Genomic DNA, 16,717 nt, shown 5'->3' with positions numbered 1-16,717 from the left:
CGTGTGACCGGGACCGAGCCGGCCGTCCGTATCGACACAACCCGGCCGCATCCGGCCCGGGTGTACGACTGGTACCTCGGCGGCAAGGACAACTACCCGGTCGACGAGGCGCTCGGCCGGCAGATCATGGCGATCGACACGGGAGCTCCGCGCGCCGCGCGCAGCAACCGCTGGTTCATGCAGCGGGCCACCCGTCTGCTCGCCGGAGCGACGGGAATCCGCCAGTTCCTGGACATCGGCACCGGCATTCCCACCGAGCCCAACCTCCACCAGATCGCCCAGTCCTTCGCACCGGACGCGCGCGTGGTCTACGTCGACAACGACCCCATCGTCCTCGCCCACGCCGAGGCGCTGCTGCGCGGCACCCCGGAGGGCGTGACGGAGTACGTCCAGGCCGACGCCCGCGAGCCGGGCGCGATCCTCGAACAGGCCGCCCGCGTCCTCGACTTCGACCGCCCGATCGCCCTGTCGCTGATCGCCCTGCTGCACTTCGTCGCGGACGCGGACGGCGCGTACGACCTGGTGGACACCCTCGTCGAGGCGCTGGCGCCGGGCAGTTGTCTGGTGCTGTCCTGTATGACGGCCGACTTCGAGCCGGAGAACGTACGGCAGGGCATCGAGCGGTACGCGGCGGGCGGAGTGACCCTCGTCGCGCGCACGCACACCGAAGTGGGCGTTTTCTTCAAGGGACTTGACCTGATGGAGCCGGGGATCGTGTCGGTCAAGGACTGGCGGCCCGACCTGGCGCAGGGCGAGACCCCGATCGGCGACGGGCCCGTGTCGCTCTACGGCGGGGTCGCCCTGAAGCCCTGAAGCCCTGAAGCCACTCAGGGTGAGCGACGCCCATCACGTGCGCCGCTCACCCGAACGGGCTGTTGCCGCTGGTGGGCGTGAGGAGCCGGTGATGCGCTGGGGGGACGCGTCACGTTCCCAGGAGTCATCCGCCATGACCCGCTCCCGTCCGGTCCACGTCCTCGCCTCGGCCCTGTCGGCAGGCGCCCTGCTGACCGGCGCCGCCTGCTCGGACGGCGGCGAGAGCGGTACGGACGTCGCCGCCACCCCGCTCGCCGCGCAGACCACCGCGCCTGCGGCCCTCACGGAGGCCGGAGCCCGGGCCGCGCTGATCACCGAGACCGACATCGAGGACGACTGGACCCAGGTCAAGGACGCCTCCCGGTGGCGCGACTCCCTGCTCGTCGGCCGCGTCGATGTCGCCGACTTCGTGACGGGGAAGGCGGACGCGGCCGACTGCCAGAGGCTGCTGAACCGCCTCTACGGTGACGACCTGCTCGGCAAGCCCTCCGGCGCGTCGGCGCTGCGCGGCTTCCAGGAGGGCGACTCCCGGCTGCTGTACCAGGTCGCCGCCTACGACCGGGCCGACCTCGACGACTCCCTGGCCTGGCTGAAGACCCTGCCGGTCAAGTGCGACCGCTTCACCGCCACCGGCGAGGGAGGCGAGAAGCGGACGGTCGAGGTGATCGAGACCTCGCTGCCGGACGAGGGCGACGCCCGCCAGGGCCTGCGCGTCACGGTCACCGGCACGTCCGACGGCTCACCCGCCACGCTCACCCTCGACGTGGCCGCCGTACGCGTGGGCACCGACGCGATCACCGTCACCTCGGGCGGTCTGGACGGCGGCGAGGACGACTCGGCCGAGGACGCGGTCAAAGCGGGCACCCCGCGTCTGAGGGACGTCCAGGCCGGAAGGACGCCGGCGCCCTGACCGCTGGAACTCCACAGTTTTTCCTTCGAGTTCACGCTCCCGCAGCCCAACCTCCGCTGATCCTGTGCCGATTCCGGAGACAGAGTGATCAACGGACGGCACAATGGCCCCTACGGTCGGGGTCGGCCGTACGTGCGAGGAGAGGAACGAGTCGTGACCGAAGGCCACACCCCGGCGGACGGGTCGGCGAAGCTGAACACCGGTGTGGCGCACAACGCGCGTGTGTGGAACTACTGGATCGGCGGCAAGGACAACTACGCCGTCGACCAGCAGGTGGGCGAGCATGTCGCCGGGATGTTCCCGATCATCCGGGACATCGCCCGCGCGGACCGCGAGTTCCTCGGGCGGGCGGTGCGGTTCCTCGCCGAGGAGCACGGCGTACGGCAGTTCCTGGACATCGGCACCGGACTGCCGACGGCGGACAACACCCATGAGATCGCCCAGCGGGTCGCCCCGGACGCGCGGATCGTCTACGTCGACAACGACCCGATCGTGCTCATGCACGCCCGCACCCTGCTCACCGGCACCTCCGACGGCGTCACCGCCTACGTCGACGCCGATGTGCACGACCCGGAGGCGATCCTCGAACGCGCCGCGGGCACTTTGGACTTCACCCGCCCGGTCGCGGTGATGATGCTCGGCATCCTCAACTTCGTGCTCGACGTCGACAGGGCCCGGGACATCGCCCGCCGGGTGATGGCCGCGGTCCCCTCCGGCAGCTTCCTGGTCCTGACCCACCCGACCTTCGACGACGAGGTGGGCGGCGCGGGCCAGATCCCGGCGATGGAGTTCTGGAACGAGAACGCCACTCCCCCGATCACGGCCCGCAGCGGCGCGGACATCGCCGCGTTCTTCGAGGGGCTTCAGCTGCTCGAACCGGGCCTGGTGTCGTGCTCGCTGTGGCGTGCCGAGTCCGACTCTCCCGTGGCGGTGCCGCAGTACGGCGCGGTGGCCGTGAAACCCTGACGCCCACAGCGTGTTGCGCGGTCCAGCTCGACGAGGAGAACGCATGACCACCCTTGCCGATCCCGTGCCCGGAGGGCGTCCCGGTGACGTCGAGCGGGCCACCGCGCTGACCGGGGAGCTGTCCGGGCGGGGTGCGCACGGAATCGTGCTCGCCTATGTGGACACCGCCGGGATCGGCAGGGTGAAGGCGATCCCGACGGCGAAGCTGCCCTCGGGGTACGGACTTCCCTCCGCAACCGTCCCCCGGCGCGACTGAGCGCGCGTCGATCCCGGAAAGTATGATCAAGCAATGTCTGATATGACCGAAACCACGCCCGGTTGGCTGACCTCCGACGAGCTGGAGATGGCCCGCGCCCGCATGCCGATCCTCTATGTCGAGGCCGTGCCCGTGCGCGTCGACGACAGCGGTGAGGTCACCAGCATCGGCCTGCTGCTGCGCATCGGACCGGACGGAACGGTCAGCCGGACCCTGGTCTCCGGCCGTGTGCTGCACCACGAGCGGGTGCGCGACGCCCTGCTGCGGCACCTGGAGAAGGACCTCGGCCCGGTCGCACTGCCCCGGGTCCCGGCGTCACTGCAGCCCTTCACGGTCGCGGAGTACTTCCCGACGCAGGGCGTCACGGCGTACCACGACCCGCGCCAGCACGCGGTCTCCCTCGCCTATGTAGTGCCGGTGACCGGTGACTGCCGCCCCCGCCAGGACGCCCTCGACCTGGTGTGGTTCAGCCCGCAGGAGGCCCTGTCCCCCGCGGTGCAGAGCGAGATGCCCGGCGGCCACGGCGTGCTGCTGAAGCAGGCACTGGCCCATGTCGGCTGTGTGATCTGACGGTCACGGACTGTTTCTCGTGCGCGCCGCGAGGCGGAGTGGAGGCGCGTGCGGGAGGGTGCTGCCGTACGAGTGACTGGACCTCGCGGACAGGCCCTCCCCGCGACGACTGAGCGCCATCAAATTTGAACTGTTCGTTTTCTTGAATCGTTCGTGTTTTTGAGGGTAGGTTCGGCGCATGAGCTCATCCGGAACCCCGACCACCGCCGAGGAGCTGCGCGGCGCCGGCCTGCGGGTGACGGCCGCCCGGGTCGCGCTGCTGGAGACCGTCCGGGACGGCGACCACCTGGGCGTCGAGGCCATTGCCTCCGGGGTGCGGGACCGCGTGGGCCACATCTCCCTGCAAGCCGTGTACGAGGGGCTGCACGCCCTCACCACGGCGGGGCTCATTCGCCGTATCGAGCCGGCCGGCAGCCCGGCCCGGTTCGAGGGGCGCGTCGGGGACAACCACCACCACGTCCTGTGCCGGTCGTGCGGCGTCGTCGCCGACGTCGACTGCGCGGTCGGTGACGCCCCCTGTCTGACCGCCTCCGACGACCACGGCTTCGCGATCGACGAGGCCGAGGTCATCTACTGGGGCATGTGCCCCGACTGCTCGACCACCCAGACTCCTTGAGCACGAGATCCACCAAGCCCGGAAGGATTCGCCATGGCTGAGAACCCCGACGCAATCGTCACCGACCCGAAGACGGAGGAGACCACGGGGGGCTGCCCCGTCGCGCACGGGCGTGCCGCGCACCCGACCCAGGGCGGCGGCAACCGCCAGTGGTGGCCGGAGCGCCTCAACCTGAAGATCCTTGCCAAGGACCCGGTCGTCGCGAACCCGCTCGGTGCGGAGTTCGACTACGCCGAGGCGTTCAAGGCCCTCGACCTGGCGGCCGTGAAACAGGACATCGCCGAGGTGCTCACCTCCTCGCAGGACTGGTGGCCCGCCGACTTCGGCAACTACGGCCCGCTGATGATCCGTATGGCCTGGCACAGCGCGGGCACCTACCGCATCAGCGACGGCCGCGGCGGTGGCGGTCGCGGTCAGCAGCGCTTCGCGCCGCTGAACAGCTGGCCGGACAACGGCAACCTCGACAAGGCCCGCCGTCTGCTGTGGCCGGTGAAGAAGAAGTACGGCCAGTCCATCTCCTGGGCCGACCTCATGATCCTCACGGGCAACGTGGCGCTGGAGCAGATGGGCTTCGAGACCTTCGGCTTCGGCGGCGGCCGCGCCGACGTCTGGGAGGCCGACGAGGACGTCTACTGGGGTCCCGAGACCACGTGGCTCGACGACCAGCGCTACAGCGGCGACCGCGAGCTGGAGAACCCGCTCGGCGCCGTCCAGATGGGCCTCATCTACGTCAACCCGGAGGGCCCGAACGGCAACCCGGACCCGATCGCCGCGGCCCGCGACATCCGTGAGACGTTCCGCCGTATGGCGATGAACGACGAGGAGACCGTCGCCCTCATCGCCGGTGGTCACACCTTCGGCAAGACCCACGGCGCCGGCCCGGCCGACCATGTCGGCAACGACCCCGAGGCCGCCTCCATGGAGGAGCAGGGCCTGGGCTGGAAGTCCACCTTCGGCACCGGCAAGGGCGCCGACGCGATCACCAGTGGTCTTGAGGTCACCTGGACCACCAAGCCCACCCAGTGGAGCAACGACTTCTTCGACATCCTCTTCGGCTACGAGTGGGAGCTGACCGAGTCCCCGGCCGGCGCCAAGCAGTGGGTGGCCAAGGACGCCGAGGCGGTCATCCCCGACGCGCACGACCCGTCGAAGAAGCGTCTGCCCACGATGCTCACCACCGACCTCTCGCTGCGCTTCGACCCGATCTACGGCCCGATCTCGAAGCGCTTCCACGAGAACCCCGCCGAGTTCGCGGACGCCTTCGCCCGCGCCTGGTACAAGCTGACCCACCGTGACATGGGCCCGAAGTCGCTGTACCTCGGCCCGGAGGTCCCCGAGGAGACGCTGCTGTGGCAGGACCCGCTGCCGCAGGCCGAGGGCGAGGCCATCGACGCCGCCGACGTCACCGCCCTCAAGGCCAAGATCCTCGACTCGGGTCTGACCGTCTCGCAGCTGGTCTCCACCGCGTGGGCGTCGGCCTCGACGTTCCGCGGCAGCGACAAGCGCGGTGGCGCCAACGGTGCCCGGATCCGCCTGGAGCCGCAGCGCGGCTGGGAGGTCAACAACCCCGACGAGCTCGCCCAGGTGCTGCGCACTCTTGAGGGCATCCAGAGCGAGTTCAACTCCGGCGCCAAGAAGGTCTCCCTGGCCGACCTGATCGTCCTCGGTGGCAGCGCCGCCGTGGAGAAGGCCGCCAAGGACGCCGGTGTCGAGGTCGAGGTGGCCTTCTCCCCGGGCCGTGTCGACGCGACCGAGGAGCACACCGACGTCGAGTCGTTCGCGGCCCTGGAGCCGACGGCCGACGGGTTCCGCAACTACCTCGGCAAGGGCAACCGCCTGCCGGCCGAGTACCTGCTGCTGGACCGGGCGAACCTGCTCACGCTGAGCGCCCCCGAGATGACCGTGCTCGTCGGTGGTCTGCGTGTCCTGGGTGCGAACCACAACGGCTCGAAGCACGGTGTCCTCACCGAGACGCCGGGCAAGCTGACCAACGACTTCTTCGCCAACCTGCTCGACCTGGGCACAGAGTGGAAGTCGACGTCCGCCGACCAGACCACCTTCGAGGGCCGTGACCTGGCCTCGGGCGAGGTCAAGTGGACCGGCACCCGTGCCGACCTGGTCTTCGGCTCCAACTCCGAGCTGCGGGCGCTCGCGGAGGTCTACGCGAGCGACGACGCGAAGGAGAAGTTCGTGAAGGACTTCGCCGCGGCGTGGACCAAGGTCATGGACCTGGACCGCTTCGACCTGGTCTGAGCGACCCGACCCCGACACATCCGGGCCGGCCGACACACCTTGTCGGCCGGCCCGGCCGTCTATCTGGCTCACCGAATTGAGGCTGACCTCTTGGAACTCGCCTTCACCGGCCAGGTGATCGAATGGCGCGGCCCGTCGCCGTACTACTTCGTCCCCGTACCGGACGAGGAGTCCGCCGACATCCGCGAGGTGGCGTCGATGGCCACCTACGGCTGGGGCGTGATCCCGGTGGACGCCCGCATCGGCGCGGTCGCCTTCACGACGTCACTGTTCCCCAAGGACGGCCGCTACCTGCTCCCGCTGAAGGCATCGGTACGCAAACCGCAGGGCCTGGTGGCGGGCGACAAGGTGGCGATCGAGCTGACGGTGCGGCTCTGACCGTCCGGACACGACAAAGGCCGTCCTCTCATCCCTGAGAAGACGGCCTCCGACCTGCCATGAAGCTGGTCGGGACGACAGGATTTGAACCTGCGACCCCTTGACCCCCAGTCAAGTGCGCTACCAAGCTGCGCCACGTCCCGATGCCCGCCTGACCTGGGCTTTCCCCGGGCCGAACGGACAGGGAAACAATACCGCACTCGGGTCCGTGGTCGCGCACCGGTTATTCGGCGCGGGCCCGCTGCGGCTCCCCCGCGGGTACCGATCCGGCGGTCGGCTCATCAGCCCGCTCCAGGTCCCGGATCGGCCGTACCGCCAGCAGGATGGCGGCGACGGCCAGGCTCATCACGCCCGCGATCATGAGCACGTTCGCGGTGCCCAGGGCCGACGCGGACGGGCCCGCGAGCGCCTGCCCCACCGGCATCATCGCGAGGGAGCCGGCCACGTCGTAGGCGTGGATGCGGTTGAGGACGTCGGGTGGGACCTGGGTCTGGACGGTGGTCGCCCACATCACGCTCCAGAAGGACATGCCCGCACCGGCCACGGCCGCGCCCGCCGCCATCGCCGGGACGTCGAGGCCCAGTCCCACGGTCGCCGGGAAGCCGACGAAGGCGAAGAGGCTGATCGCCCCGGCGCGGAAGCATGCGGCGGGGGCGCAGGCGCAGGGCGAGGAGGCCGCCGACCACCGTCCCCGCGCCCAGGGCGGAGTTGATCAGGCCGTAGGCGCCGGGACCGTGGTCCTGGACCACCTCGGTCGCCACCAGGGGCAGCGTCGGCCTCGGACGACGGCTTCGACAGCCCCCTTGCCATTCCCGCGCTCCCCCTCCCCGGACGGCCCCGCGAACCCTCGGTTCACCTGGGTTCCCGCGGGAGCCGAGGCCCCCTCCGCCCCGGCTCCCACGCTCGCCTCCGGATCATGCCACGCGGCACTGACAACGCCCGAGGGGATTTCACTCCGCGGTCGGCAGCCCCAACTCCGGGTGGGCGTCGAGCAGTCGGGTGGGCGCCGCCTGCCGCCAGGAGTCGGCGAGGATGTCCCGCAGCTCGCCCTCGTCCTCCAGTGCCGCGAGCCGGACCCGCACCCAGGCGAACTGCGCCTCGTGGTCGGCGATCCAGAACTTCCCCGGCTCGGCCAGCACCAGTTCGTCGCGCTCCTCCTTGGGGCAGCGCACGGCGATGGAGGTCTCGTCCTCGGGCAAAGTCGCGAACATCTTCCCCGCCACCCGGAACGTGGGCATGCTCCAGGCGATCTTCTCCGTCGTGTCCGGCAGGGACAGGGCGATACGGCGTACGTCTTCGGCATCCTGCATGGCAGGCACCGTAGCCGCTCCCTCTGACAGTCAGGCGCCCACGTGCTTGTAGTAGAGGGTCGTCCCGCGCAGCACCCCGCCGGGGTCGGCGGCGTAGTCGGGGATCACCCCGGCCCGGGTCCAGCCGGCCGAGCGGTAGAGGTGCTCGGCGGGACTGTCGGTCTCGGTGTCCAGGTGGAGGAGGGTGATGCCCGCGGCGGCGGCCGCCTCCTCGGCGGTGGTCAGGAGCGTACGGCCGAGGCCGCGCCCGCGGGCGCGGCCTCAGCTTGACCAGCTCGGCGCGGTGGCGGCTGTTGGGCTTGTCGGGGAAGGCCAGACCGACGGTGCCGACGACCCGGCCGCCGTCGAGCGCCACCCACACCGCGAACGGCTGGCGATATCGGCCCCCGGGGCGAGCCGCCCCTCGACCAGTTCGCCGCGCAGCCCGGGATGCGGCGGCGACACGGATCGCCGTACGAATCCGGAGGCCCGGTCCTCCCCGGTGGCCGGTTCCCTACCCTTCGGCCGCCGCCCGCAGGGCGTCCAGCACCGGGCGGATCAGCGGGTGCTCCTCGGCGCCTCGGCGTACGGCCGCGAAGACCCGGCGGGTGGGCGCGACCCCGTCGACCGGGCGGACCACCACGCCGGTGAGGTCCATGCCGCGCAGCGCCGAACGCGGGACCAGGGCGACGCCCGCGTCCGCCGAGGCCAGCGCCACGACCGCGCGGAAGTCGTCCGAGGAGTGTTCGAGGCGTGGCTGGAACCCGGCGCTCTCACAGGCGAGGACGACCACGTCGTGACAGGGGTTGCCGGGGTACGGCCCGATCCAGGGGTCCTTGGCCAGTTCCCCCAGGGGCACCTCGGCCGTATCGGCCAGCCGATGGGACATCGGCACCACCGCGTCGAAGGGCTCGGCGTACAGCGGGACATGGCTCAGCCGGGGGTCGTCGGCGGGCGGGGCCCCGCGGTACTCGACGGCGACCGCGATGTCGACCTGCCGGTCCAGCACCATCGGCAGGCTGGCGTCGCCCTCGGCGTCCTGGACGCGGAGCCTGATGCCGGGCGCCGTCTCGGCGAGGCGGGCCACGGCCGGGGCGACGACCTGGGCGATACCGGTCGCGAAGGCGGCGACGGTGACCGTGCCGGCCGCGCCGGAGCCATAGGCGGCCAGCTCCGCCTCGGCGCGCTCCAGCTGGGCGAGGACCGTGTTGGTGTGGCTGAGCAGGATCTCACCGGCCGGGGTGAGCCGTACACCCTTGGCGCTCCGCTCGACCAGGCGGTGGCCGGTCTCCTGTTCCAGCGCGGTGAGCTGCTGCGACACGGCCGAGGGCGTGAGGTACAGCGCGGCGGCAGCCGCCGTCACCGTGCGATGGTCGGCCACCGCACGGAGGATGTGGAGCCGCCGCGCTTCGATCACGGATCGATTCTCTCAGGTCAGCCGGCCAGCTCCGCCCGTGCGGCGACGAACGCGTCCACGGCCCGGTTCACGTCCTCGGTGGAGTGCGCGGCGGACAGCTGGACCCGGATACGGGCCTGGCCCTGCGGGACCACCGGGTAGGAGAAGCCGATCACGTACACGCCGCGCTCCAGCAGCAGCTCCGCCATCCGGCCCGCCTGTGAGGCGTCTCCGATCATGACGGGCGCGATGGCGTGGTCGCCGGGGAGGACGTCGAAGCCCTCCTCGGTCATGCGGCGGCGGAACAGGGCGGTGTTCTCGGCGAGCCGCACCCGCAGGCCGTCCGCGGACTCCAGCAGGTCGAGCACCTTCAGGGAGGCCGCGGCGATCACCGGGGCGAGGGTGTTGGAGAAGAGGTACGGACGGGACCGCTGCCGGAGCAGGGCGACGATCTCCGCGCGGGCCGCGGCATAGCCGCCGGAGGCTCCGCCGAGCGCCTTGCCGAGGGTGCCGGTGATGATGTCGACGCGGTCCATCACGCCGTGCAGCTCGGGGGTGCCGCGGCCGCCGGGGCCGACGAAACCGACCGCGTGGGAGTCGTCGACCATGACCATGGCGTCGTAGCGGTCGGCGAGGTCGCAGATCTCGGCGAGGGGCGCCACATAGCCGTCCATGGAGAAGACGCCGTCGGTGACGATGAGCTTCCTGCCCGCGCCGGAGGCCTCCTTCAACTGCCGTTCCAGGTCGGCCATGTCGCGGTTGGCGTAGCGGAAGCGGCGGGCCTTGGACAGCCGGATGCCGTCGATGATCGAGGCGTGGTTGAGGGCGTCGGAGATCACCGCGTCCTCCGGGCCGAGCAGGGTCTCGAAGACACCGCCGTTGGCGTCGAAGCAGGAGGAGTACAGGATCGTGTCCTCCTGGCCGAGGAAGGCGGAAAGCCGTGCCTCCAGCTCCTTGTGCACCTCCTGCGTACCGCAGATGAAGCGCACGGAGGCCATCCCGTAGCCCCAGCGGTCCAGCGCCTCGTGGGCGGCGGCGATCACCTCGGGGTGGTCGGCGAGACCGAGGTAGTTGTTGGCGCAGAAGTTCAGGACCTCACCGGGACGGCCGCCGGCGGTGACCTCGACGGTCGCGGACTGCGGGGTGCCGATGACCCGCTCGGGCTTGTGCAGCCCGGCGGCACGGATCTCGTCGAGGGTGGCGCGCAGGTCGTCGCGCACGGAGTCGAACATCGAAGAAGCTCCTAAGAGTTACGCGTTCCAGTCGAGGATGACCTTGCCGCCGCGGCCGCTCGCCGCGTCGGCGAAGGCGGCCTCGAAGTCGCGGTAGCCGTACCGGCCGGTGATCACGGGGGTGAGGTCGAGGCCGCCCTCCAGGAGGACCGACATCGCGTACCAGGTCTCGAACATCTCGCGGCCGTAGATGCCCTTGATGGTGATCATCGAGGTGACGATGCGGGCCCAGTCGACCGCGAAGTCCTGGGCGGGCAGGCCGAGCATGGCGATCCGGCCGCCGTGCGTCATATTGGCGATCATGTCGCGCATGGCCTCGGGTCGGCCGGACATCTCCAGACCGATGTCGAAGCCCTCGCGCAGCCCCAGCTCCCGCTGTCCGTCGGCGATCCGGGTCTCCGACACATTCAGCGCCAGGCTCACGCCGATCTTGCGGGCGAGATCGAGGCGCTCCTCGCTGACGTCGGTGATCACGACGTTGCGGGCTCCCGCGTGCCGGGCGACCGCGGCGGCCATCAGACCGATCGGACCCGCGCCGGTGATCAGGACGTCCTCGCCGACCAGCGGGAAGGACAGCGCGGTGTGCACGGCGTTGCCGAACGGGTCGAAGATCGCGGCGACGTCGAGGTCGACGGGAACCCGGTGCACCCAGACATTGGCGGCGGGCAGGGCGACGTACTCGGCGAACGCGCCGTCGCGGCCGACCCCGAGCCCGACCGTGGCCCGGCACAGATGCCGGCGTCCGGCCAGGCAGTTGCGGCACTTGCCGCACACCAGATGGCCCTCGCCGCTGACCCGGTCGCCGGGCTTGATGTCGGTGACGTCCCGGCCGGTGTCCACGACCTCGCCGACGAACTCGTGGCCGAGCACGAGCGGGGTGCGGATCGCCTGCTGCGCCCAGCCGTCCCAGGACCGGATGTGCAGATCGGTGCCGCAGATGCCGGTGCGCAGCACCTTGATGAGCACGTCGCCGGGTCCGACGGCGGGCTCGGGGACGTCCGCGAGCCAGAGCCCGGGCTCCGCCTTCTCCTTGACCAGCGCCTTCACGCGTACGGCTCCTGTGGGTGCGACCCCGGGCCCGGGCACGCCGAAGGCGCCCGAATCCGGGGAGAGGGGTGGAATCGCTCAGCAATCTGCCGTACGAAACCACTCCCGGTCCATCGAGGATTTCTTAAGCGGCGTCGCAGATCTCCTTCACACGGCACGCGCGCCCGCCACACCAGCAACAATCAACGGGGGGACACCGCCCCGGCCGACCGACCTGGAGGCGCTCATGAACACCGCACGGGACCTCGCGATCGTCGCCCTGGACGTGGCGCCCGGCCACTCCGTGGAGCAGGGCGACCTCTCGCTCGCGCTCGCCGCAGCCGAGGTGCTGGACCTCGTGGAGGCTGGGGCGCTCACGCTGGAGGACGACCGGCTCGTACCGGGCGCGAAGTCGGCGACGGGCGACCGGCTGCTGGACGAGGCCGCGGCCTGTCTCGTCCGGCAGGAGCCCTTCGAGACGATCGAGGACTGGCTGTGGCGCCGGGGCCGCGAGCTCTCCTCGGCCTACGTCGACGATCTGGAGAAAATCGGGCTGACCACCCGCCGACGCGGCCCCCGTTTCCCCTTGCGGTCCGGACGGACGGTGCCGGTCGAGTCGCCGGCCCGCGGCCGCGCCGAAGAACGCCGGGCGTCCGGCGAGCCCGTCCTGACCGCGCTCGCCGCGGCCGCGGGCATCGAGGAGCAGCCGGCCGGGACCTCCGAGAACCTCACCGACGACGACACCGTCACGGCCGTGCTGGCCGCCGTCGGCGACGCGGTGATGGAGCTGGAGGCGGTACGGCAGCGGCGCTCGATCGAGAACGCGGCGTTCGACAACATCTGGCGGGGTTTCTAGTTCTGCCGTCAGGGCAACGGCAGCCCGTCCGCCGCCCGCCGCTCCAGCCGGGCGACGAGATCCGCGGCCGACGCCTTGATGGTCTCCAGCCCCGGCCTCCCCCACGGCCGGGGCTGTACGTCGACGACACACACGGTGCCGAGCACCATCCCCGTGCCGTCGATCAGCGGTGCGCCCAGATAGGAGCGGATGCCGAACTCGTCGACGACCGGATTGCCCGCGAACCGCGGATAGTCGCAGACGTCCTCCAGGACGAGCGCCTTGCGCCGGACCACCACATGGGGGCAGAACCCGTGGTCACGCGGCAGCGTGCGGCCGACTTCCGGACTGGTGCCGTCGCCCTTCACGAAAAGCCCGGCCGCCGGAAGGTGCAGGCCCGCGAAGAACTGCCGGTTCTCGTCGATGAAGTTGACCATGGCGTACGGCGCTCCGGTCACCTCGGCGAGACCGTCGGCGTAGGCGTCGAGTACGGGTTCCGTCCGCTCCCCGAGACCGAGTCGGCGCAGCCGGTCCGCTCGGGCGGGTGCCTCCTTGTCCTCGGGCGTGAGCAGCAGTCGACCGGCCGGGCGGGGCGGGTCGTAGCTCATCGGCGCGCTCCGTCGGTGTGGGCGTATGGCATAGGCAGGCTCCGTGAGGTGTGCGGGGATCACATGTGGGCGCCGTACCCGGTCGCGGGGGCCGGGGTGTGCGCGATGAGGTGCTTGACCAGGGTCAGCAGGGTCTGGACGCCCGAGCTGGAGATCCGGGCGTCGCAGCGCACGACGGGGATCCCGGGGTCGAGGTCGATGGCGGCGCGGACCTCCTCGGGGTCGTAGCGGTAGGAGCCGTCGAACTCGTTGATCGCGAGGATGAAGCCGAGGCCTCGCTGTTCGAAGAAGTCGACGGCGGCGAAGCAGTCCTCCAGGCGCCGGGTGTCGGCGAGGATGACCGCGCCGAGCGCGCCCTCGCAGAGCTCGTCCCACATGAACCAGAAGCGCTCCTGACCGGGCGTGCCGAACAGGTAGAGCACATGTTGGGGGTCGAGGGTGATCCGGCCGAAGTCCATGGCGACCGTGGTCTCGACCTTGTTCTCGACGCCGTCGAGGTTGTCGGTCGCCGCGCTGACCGTGGTGAGCAGCTCCTCGGTGCTGAGCGGTGCGATCTCGCTGACGGCGCCGACGAAGGTCGTCTTGCCGACCCCGAACCCGCCCGCCACCAGGATCTTCAGTGCGGTGGGGAACGGGTCGGCGCCGCCGTCGTAGTCAGAGCTGTCGTCGTAGTCCATCGAGCACTGCCTCCAGAAGGGCCCGGTCAGTGGGGTTGTGGTGGAACTCGGGGGGCTTGGTGGTGAGCGCCCCGCAGTCGACGAGGTCCGACAGCAGCACCTTGGTCACCGCAGCCGGCAGCTTCAGGTGGGCTGAGACCTCGGCGACCGAGACGGGGGCGCGGCACAGGTCGAGCGCCTCCGTGTGTTCGGGGCCCAGATAGCCGAGGGGGGTCGCCCCGGTGGCCATCACCTGGGAGATCAGGTCGAGGGCGACGGTGGGCCGGGTCCGGCCGTTGCTGACCGTGAAGGGGCGCACCAGCCGTCCGGCCGCGTCGTCGAGCCAGGGCCCGTCGCCGGCCGCCGCCACGCTCAAGGCCTCGACGCCGACGGTTCGACGGCGTGCTGCCGGGGCGCGGTCACCAGGTAGGGGCGGACGCTCTTGACCAGCATCGCCATCTCGTAGCCGAGCACGGCGGCGTCGGCCTCGCGTCCCGCCAGCACGGCGAGGCAGGTGCCGGATCCCGCGGTGGTCACGAACAGCAGGGTCGAGTCGAGTTCGACGACGACCTGGCGGACGTCTCCGCCGTCTCCGAAGCGGACCCCGGCGCTGCGGCCGAGGGAGTACAGGCCGGAGGCCAGAGCCGCCATGTGGTCGGCGCTGTCCGGGTCGAGGCCGTGGACCGACTTCACGAGCCCGTCGCAGGAGAGGAGCACGGCACTGCTCGTGTGCGGTACGCGCTGCACGAGGCCGCTCATCAGCCAGTCGAGATCGGATGCATGGCCGGTCGGCGCTTCGCTCGCCATGGTGGATCGACTCCTTGAGGTACGAAGGTCTGCGGGAGCGCTGGGCGTGGGGGTGGGTGCATGCGTGGTCATCCGGCTGATGCGCTCCCGTCGTGCCGGTTGGTGTGCTCGGGGCGGGACAGGTGCGCGGGGCGCGCCTCGACTATGCGCACCGTGGTCACGTCCGCCTCCATGAGGTCCGCGGTCAGGGCATCGGAGCCCAGGCGGTCCAGGTCCTCCGACTCCAGGTGCTGCTGGGCCTCGGCGAGGCCGATCCCCCGTTGGAAGGCGGCCATGAGTCCGGGGTCGTGTCCGGCGAGGTGCTCGGGTTCCTGGCGCGGGGCGGGGCCGTCGCGCAGTTGGGGTGCGATGTGTTCCTGGGCGCGGCGCCGGGGCAGTTGGGGCTTGCCCATGGTGCCGCGGACGGTTCCGGCGCGCGGGGTGGGCGGCGCGACGGTGTGTTCCGCGACGGTCGCCCGGTCCTCGGGCCGGATGCCGGGCACGGCCTCGGCGATGGTGCGCCGCTCCTCGTGGGCACCGCGCACGGGCAGGCGCACCGGCCCACTGCCGTTCTGCGTCGGCCGCTGCGGTGCCGCCTGCGCGGGCGGCCGCGCGGCCGACTGCGGCTGCGCCGCCTGCTGCGTTACGGCCGTCCCGCCGCCGCCCGGCCCCGTGCCCAGCAGTCCCTGCGGTACGACGAGGACGGCCTGCACCCCGCCGTAGATGTTGGTCTGCAGGCGGACGTTGATGCCGTGCCGTCGGGCGAGCTGGGAGACCACGAACAGGCCGATACGGCCGTCCGCGAGCAGGCTGGCGACATTGACCTGGTCGGGGTCGGCGAGCAGGGCGTTCATCCGCTCCTGTTCACCGACGGGCATGCCGAGCCCGCGGTCCTCGACCTCGACGGCGAGCCCGGAGGTGACGAGGTTGGCCCGCAGCAGGACCTGGGTGTGCGGGGCGGAGAACACGGTGGCGTTCTCGACGAGTTCGGCGAGCAGGTGGATGACGTCGGCGACGGCGTGTCCGCGCAGGGTGCCGTCGATGGGCGGGACGAGCTTGACCCGCGAGTACTGCTCGACCTCGGCGATGGCCGAGCGCAGCACCTCGGTCATGGAGACCGGGTTGCTCCACTGGCGGCGCGAGACGGCGCCGCCGAGGACGGCGAGGTTCTCCGCGTGGCGGCGGATGCGGGTGGCGAGATGGTCGACGTGGAAGAGGCCCTTGAGCAGGTCGGGGTCCTCGATCTCGTTCTCCAGCTCGTCGAGGATCGAGATCTCGCGGTGCACCAGTGACTGCAGGCGGCGCGCGAGGTTGACGAAGACCTCCAGCTTCTGTTCGCTGCCGGTCTGGCTGGACAGCTGGGCGGCCTGGACGACGGCGGTGACGGCCCCGTCGTGGGCGCGGGCCAGGTCAGCGGCGAGCAGTTCGAAGTCGTCGGCGTCCTCGGGCGGGCCGCTGCGCGGTTTGCGCCGGGGCGGGCCCTCGCCCCGGCGCAGTGCTTCGACGAGGGACCGCAGTTCGGCCTCGCCTCGGGCGCTGCTGCGGCGCAGGGCGCCGATGCGCTCGCTCACGGACCGGGCGGTGCGGTCGGCGACTACGGCGGCGATCACGATGCCCGTGAGGGCGACCGCGACCGCGCCGGCGAGCATGCCCCACAGGGTGAGGCCGGGCCGGGCGCCGGTGGTGCGGACGGTGAACAGCACGGCGGCGCAGGCGGCGAGGGCGACCGCGACGGGGGGCAGCACGGCGAGCCGCAGGAGCTGCGGCCGTATGTGCGTCTCGGGCAGCGCGGGGGTGGGGCGGGCGACCGGTCGACCGTGCCGCCCGCCCTCACGGCGGTCTGCGCGTGCGGCCGGTGCGCGGAGGTGAGACATCGGTGTCCTCGTACTGTCCGTCGGGCGTGCCGCCGGGCCGAAGCGCGGGCGGGGGGCGGCTTGATCCACACGACGCCCGGCTCGGTCTGCGCGTCGGGCGTGCGCCATCGCGGTGTCGGTCGAGAGAGCCGGAAAAATCGGCCCTGCGTCGCCCGACGGACACTGACAGTAGTCGGCAACGCATCAGGTGCGGTGGGCAGTTGACAAACTCGCACGCGGAACGTCCGGCTCTGGTATGAGGCCTCGTACGGGA

At 71.4% G+C, this 16,717-nt stretch carries 17 protein-coding genes, 1 tRNA gene and 4 pseudogenes; 9 read left to right on the top strand and 13 right to left on the bottom strand.

What is annotated here, in order from left to right:
* Positions 1–3: 3 nt before the first annotated feature.
* The 8 genes and pseudogenes from RMT89_RS02870 to RMT89_RS02835 all read left to right on the top strand — a co-directional run bounded on the left by RMT89_RS02870 (position 4) and on the right by RMT89_RS02835 (position 6,762).
* Positions 4–813 (top strand): SAM-dependent methyltransferase, encoded by an 810-nt coding sequence (locus tag RMT89_RS02870; RefSeq protein ID WP_315882291.1) that lies wholly within the window; start codon positions 4–6, stop codon positions 811–813.
* Positions 814–946: 133 nt separating this feature from the next.
* Complete coding sequence (locus tag RMT89_RS02865; RefSeq protein ID WP_315882290.1) at positions 947–1,723, top strand: hypothetical protein; 777 nt, start codon at positions 947–949, stop codon at positions 1,721–1,723.
* 153 nt (positions 1,724–1,876) lie between these two features.
* Positions 1,877–2,689 carry an SAM-dependent methyltransferase gene (locus RMT89_RS02860; RefSeq protein WP_315882289.1) on the top strand — a complete coding sequence of 271 codons (813 nt, stop codon included), beginning with the start codon at positions 1,877–1,879 and terminating at the stop codon, positions 2,687–2,689.
* Between the two features lie 43 nt (positions 2,690–2,732).
* Positions 2,733–2,903, top strand: a pseudogene (locus RMT89_RS02855) (glutamine synthetase); the annotation flags it as partial.
* Positions 2,904–2,987: 84 nt separating this feature from the next.
* Complete coding sequence (locus tag RMT89_RS02850; RefSeq protein WP_315882364.1) at positions 2,988–3,515, top strand: NUDIX hydrolase family protein; 528 nt, start codon at positions 2,988–2,990, stop codon at positions 3,513–3,515.
* Between the two features lie 178 nt (positions 3,516–3,693).
* Positions 3,694–4,131 (top strand): Fur family transcriptional regulator, encoded by a 438-nt coding sequence (locus RMT89_RS02845; protein WP_315882288.1) that lies wholly within the window; start codon positions 3,694–3,696, stop codon positions 4,129–4,131.
* Positions 4,132–4,164: 33 nt separating this feature from the next.
* Complete coding sequence (katG, locus tag RMT89_RS02840; RefSeq protein ID WP_315882287.1) at positions 4,165–6,384, top strand: catalase/peroxidase HPI; 2,220 nt, start codon at positions 4,165–4,167, stop codon at positions 6,382–6,384.
* Positions 6,385–6,474: 90 nt separating this feature from the next.
* Positions 6,475–6,762: a DUF1905 domain-containing protein gene (locus tag RMT89_RS02835; RefSeq protein WP_315882286.1), complete on the top strand. Its 288-nt coding sequence runs from the start codon at positions 6,475–6,477 to the stop codon at positions 6,760–6,762.
* Positions 6,763–6,828: 66 nt separating this feature from the next.
* Here RMT89_RS02835 and RMT89_RS02830 read toward each other — a convergent pair.
* The 8 genes and pseudogenes from RMT89_RS02830 to tdh all read right to left on the bottom strand — a co-directional run bounded on the left by RMT89_RS02830 (position 6,829) and on the right by tdh (position 11,726).
* Positions 6,829–6,905, bottom strand: a tRNA-Pro gene (locus RMT89_RS02830).
* Between the two features lie 80 nt (positions 6,906–6,985).
* Positions 6,986–7,538 (bottom strand): annotated as a pseudogene (locus RMT89_RS02825) (MFS transporter); the annotation flags it as partial.
* 174 nt (positions 7,539–7,712) lie between these two features.
* On the bottom strand, positions 7,713–8,072 hold the full coding sequence (locus RMT89_RS02820) for an MmcQ/YjbR family DNA-binding protein (RefSeq protein ID WP_315882285.1): 360 nt from the start codon (positions 8,070–8,072) through the stop codon (positions 7,713–7,715).
* A 30-nt stretch (positions 8,073–8,102) separates the two neighbouring features.
* Positions 8,103–8,439: pseudogene (locus tag RMT89_RS02815) on the bottom strand (GNAT family N-acetyltransferase); the annotation flags it as partial.
* Positions 8,440–8,444: 5 nt separating this feature from the next.
* Positions 8,445–8,555, bottom strand: a pseudogene (locus RMT89_RS02810) (transcriptional regulator); the annotation flags it as partial.
* A gap of 10 nt (positions 8,556–8,565) precedes the next feature.
* Positions 8,566–9,468, bottom strand: a complete 903-nt coding sequence (locus RMT89_RS02805) for a LysR family transcriptional regulator (RefSeq protein WP_315882284.1) — start codon at positions 9,466–9,468, stop codon at positions 8,566–8,568.
* Positions 9,469–9,485: 17 nt separating this feature from the next.
* On the bottom strand, positions 9,486–10,679 hold the full coding sequence (locus RMT89_RS02800) for a glycine C-acetyltransferase (protein ID WP_315882283.1): 1,194 nt from the start codon (positions 10,677–10,679) through the stop codon (positions 9,486–9,488).
* Positions 10,680–10,697: 18 nt separating this feature from the next.
* The gene (gene tdh, locus RMT89_RS02795; RefSeq protein WP_315882282.1) at positions 10,698–11,726 is read right to left on the bottom strand and encodes an L-threonine 3-dehydrogenase; all 1,029 of its coding nucleotides are present in this window, start codon (positions 11,724–11,726) and stop codon (positions 10,698–10,700) included.
* 226 nt (positions 11,727–11,952) lie between these two features.
* Between tdh and RMT89_RS02790 the strand changes: the two genes are divergently transcribed.
* Positions 11,953–12,561: a GPP34 family phosphoprotein gene (locus RMT89_RS02790; RefSeq protein ID WP_315882281.1), complete on the top strand. Its 609-nt coding sequence runs from the start codon at positions 11,953–11,955 to the stop codon at positions 12,559–12,561.
* An 8-nt stretch (positions 12,562–12,569) separates the two neighbouring features.
* On the opposite strand, the gene RMT89_RS02785 is transcribed toward RMT89_RS02790, so the two are convergent.
* The 5 genes from RMT89_RS02785 to RMT89_RS02765 form a co-directional block, all read right to left on the bottom strand.
* Positions 12,570–13,148, bottom strand: coding sequence for a GAF domain-containing protein (locus RMT89_RS02785; protein WP_315882280.1), 579 nt, complete (start codon positions 13,146–13,148; stop codon positions 12,570–12,572).
* Between the two features lie 59 nt (positions 13,149–13,207).
* Positions 13,208–13,825, bottom strand: a complete 618-nt coding sequence (locus tag RMT89_RS02780; protein ID WP_315882279.1) for an ATP/GTP-binding protein — start codon at positions 13,823–13,825, stop codon at positions 13,208–13,210.
* Entirely contained in the window at positions 13,803–14,174 is a 372-nt protein-coding gene (locus tag RMT89_RS02775) for a DUF742 domain-containing protein (RefSeq protein WP_285513942.1), read from the bottom strand. The genes RMT89_RS02780 and RMT89_RS02775 overlap by 23 nt, the downstream gene beginning before the upstream one ends.
* A 2-nt stretch (positions 14,175–14,176) precedes the next feature.
* The gene (locus tag RMT89_RS02770) at positions 14,177–14,611 is read right to left on the bottom strand and encodes a roadblock/LC7 domain-containing protein (RefSeq protein WP_315882278.1); all 435 of its coding nucleotides are present in this window, start codon (positions 14,609–14,611) and stop codon (positions 14,177–14,179) included.
* A gap of 68 nt (positions 14,612–14,679) precedes the next feature.
* Entirely contained in the window at positions 14,680–16,464 is a 1,785-nt protein-coding gene (locus RMT89_RS02765) for an ATP-binding protein (protein WP_315882277.1), read from the bottom strand.
* Positions 16,465–16,717 lie beyond the last annotated feature (253 nt).

This window comes from Streptomyces sp. P17, assembly GCF_032436805.1.
Lineage (GTDB): Bacteria > Actinomycetota > Actinomycetes > Streptomycetales > Streptomycetaceae > Streptomyces.
Note: the sequence above shows the minus strand (reverse complement) of the source record. Positions and strands in the feature narration are given on the sequence as shown.

Coding starts and splice junctions, on each gene's coding strand:
- RMT89_RS02865 (WP_315882290.1), top strand. CDS start 947: ATGACCCGCTCCCGTCCGGTCCACGTCCTCGCCTCGGCCCTGTCGGCA.
- RMT89_RS02850 (WP_315882364.1), top strand. CDS start 2,988: ATGACCGAAACCACGCCCGGTTGGCTGACCTCCGACGAGCTGGAGATG.
- RMT89_RS02845 (WP_315882288.1), top strand. CDS start 3,694: ATGAGCTCATCCGGAACCCCGACCACCGCCGAGGAGCTGCGCGGCGCC.
- katG (WP_315882287.1), top strand. CDS start 4,165: ATGGCTGAGAACCCCGACGCAATCGTCACCGACCCGAAGACGGAGGAG.
- RMT89_RS02820 (WP_315882285.1), bottom strand. CDS start 8,072: ATGCAGGATGCCGAAGACGTACGCCGTATCGCCCTGTCCCTGCCGGAC.
- RMT89_RS02800 (WP_315882283.1), bottom strand. CDS start 10,679: ATGTTCGACTCCGTGCGCGACGACCTGCGCGCCACCCTCGACGAGATC.
- RMT89_RS02790 (WP_315882281.1), top strand. CDS start 11,953: ATGAACACCGCACGGGACCTCGCGATCGTCGCCCTGGACGTGGCGCCC.
- RMT89_RS02785 (WP_315882280.1), bottom strand. CDS start 13,148: ATGAGCTACGACCCGCCCCGCCCGGCCGGTCGACTGCTGCTCACGCCC.
- RMT89_RS02780 (WP_315882279.1), bottom strand. CDS start 13,825: ATGGACTACGACGACAGCTCTGACTACGACGGCGGCGCCGACCCGTTC.
- RMT89_RS02770 (WP_315882278.1), bottom strand. CDS start 14,611: ATGGCGAGCGAAGCGCCGACCGGCCATGCATCCGATCTCGACTGGCTG.
- RMT89_RS02765 (WP_315882277.1), bottom strand. CDS start 16,464: ATGTCTCACCTCCGCGCACCGGCCGCACGCGCAGACCGCCGTGAGGGC.